At 60.5% G+C, this 1,665-nt stretch carries 2 protein-coding genes and 1 pseudogene; all 3 read left to right on the forward strand.

Features of this window, described 5'->3' with window-relative positions:
• On the forward strand, positions 1-190 hold a 190-nt coding region (locus ACE4YL_RS08300; RefSeq protein WP_461369498.1), incomplete at its 5' end, for a hypothetical protein.
• Positions 191-366: 176 nt separating this feature from the next.
• Positions 367-453, forward strand: coding sequence for a helix-turn-helix domain-containing protein (locus ACE4YL_RS08305; protein ID WP_461369499.1), 87 nt, complete (start codon positions 367-369; stop codon positions 451-453).
• A 7-nt stretch (positions 454-460) separates the two neighbouring features.
• Positions 461-1,665, forward strand: a pseudogene (locus tag ACE4YL_RS08310) (hypothetical protein); the annotation flags it as partial.

Here is a 1,665-nt window from a genome sequence, read left to right on the forward strand (position 1 = left end):
TGTCGCCGATGGAGGCACGATTGCCCATGGCTGTGTAAAAGCACCCACGAAAGTCACCCTCACCGGATCTGTGGCAGGGGAGATCGTGACAGTCGCATCAATCGATGCCACGAATATCACCGTAGCCATCAAGAAACCCGATGGATCTGCAGGAACCACACAGACAATCTACTGGAGAGCGGGGGTATAGTGCGGTCGGCTCCCTCCGACCGGGCTGAACCTATCTATTTTCGCACCAAATAGGAGAGCAAAGATGCCTGAACTAAAAACCAAATCGATCGCAGCCGCGCCCGGACAGGTGAAGGTCTGGAAGGCGCGCCTCGTCGAGAGCGCCCCCACGAGACGCTGCAGGCCCTCCTGCAGCGGCTGGAGAAAGACATGTCGAGAAACCAGATGGCAGAAAGCCTCGGGATTAGTAAAGCAACGCTTTACGAGTGGCTAAAACAGGAGTGAGAAAAACATGGCAGTAACAGCAGCAGGAGTCATCATCTCAGAACAGACTTACGGCGGGAAAATCGACGCCGGGCAGGTCGTATACCTGAAATCTGACGGGAAATGGTACCTGGCGAGAGCGAACAGTGCTACGACGAGCGCCGGTGACCTGGCGATTGCGCTCGATTCGGGCGTGGCCGGCGGGAAAGGGCGGCTCGTGAAACTCGGGTACGTCAAGAACACGGCATGGTCCTGGATGCCCGGAGCCCCACTTTACCTCTCCACCGCGACGGCCGGGGGTCTGACGCAGACCCGACCGACCGGAGCCGGGAACGTGGTCCGCGAGGTGGCCACGGTCGCCAGCGATCCGCGCACGATCTACTTCGACCCGTCGCCCTCGTCCGGTCCGCTCGCGACCGTGGGAGGACTGACGGCAGAGAAAGGAGACCTGATCGTCGGGCAGGCGGGAGCGTGGGCGAAATTCCCAGTCAGTACTGATCCTCTGGCCCGGCTCCGCCCGAACAGTTCTGCCGCATCCGGGCTTGAGTGGGGGAAGGACGTTCCCGAACTTCGCAATCGCATTGTCTTCGAGAAGGACGGCGCGGGGAATACCCTAGAGATCCATGAGGTCTGGATCCCTCAGTTCAAGTCGAAATACTGGTCACAGGAGAACCTGAACAACCTGGATTGCGGCGGGTTTTGGATTGACAAGTATCAGGCATGCATGTTCGACGCCACCGAGTCATCGCGCGGATCAGTCACTGTGAACAACCCCGGGCCAAACGGGGCCGCCTGCAAGCCGCACGTGGTGCCATGGACCGACGTCAACTGGCATAACGCCCGGGCCGCGGTCGAGAACCGGGGCGGAGCTGCAAACAAGGCTACAGGGACATGCGCTCCCTACAGCGGCGGCAGCACTACACAGTTCTATGTTGAGCATGCTGGTCACCTGATCGGCCGCAGGGTCTACATCACTCAGGGCGGCGTGACCTACGTTCGGCGGGTCGTCCGGACTGGAGGGGACACCACCGCCGACCCGAACGCTGCAAAACTGGTCGAATTCTATCCGGCGCTCCCGGCGTCAGTCACGTCCGACGACGAGTATACAATCGTGCGTCGGTTCCTACCGGGGGGATACGAGTGGTTCTCCCTCGCGGCTCTTGCGCGGATCCTTATGGTTGAGTGCGGACTGCCGTACTGCAAGGGGAACACCGACTGGGGCAAATTCCACGG

This window comes from Candidatus Darwinibacter acetoxidans (assembly GCF_041936445.1).
Taxonomy (GTDB): domain Bacteria; phylum Bacillota; class Limnochordia; order Darwinibacteriales; family Darwinibacteriaceae; genus DTU010.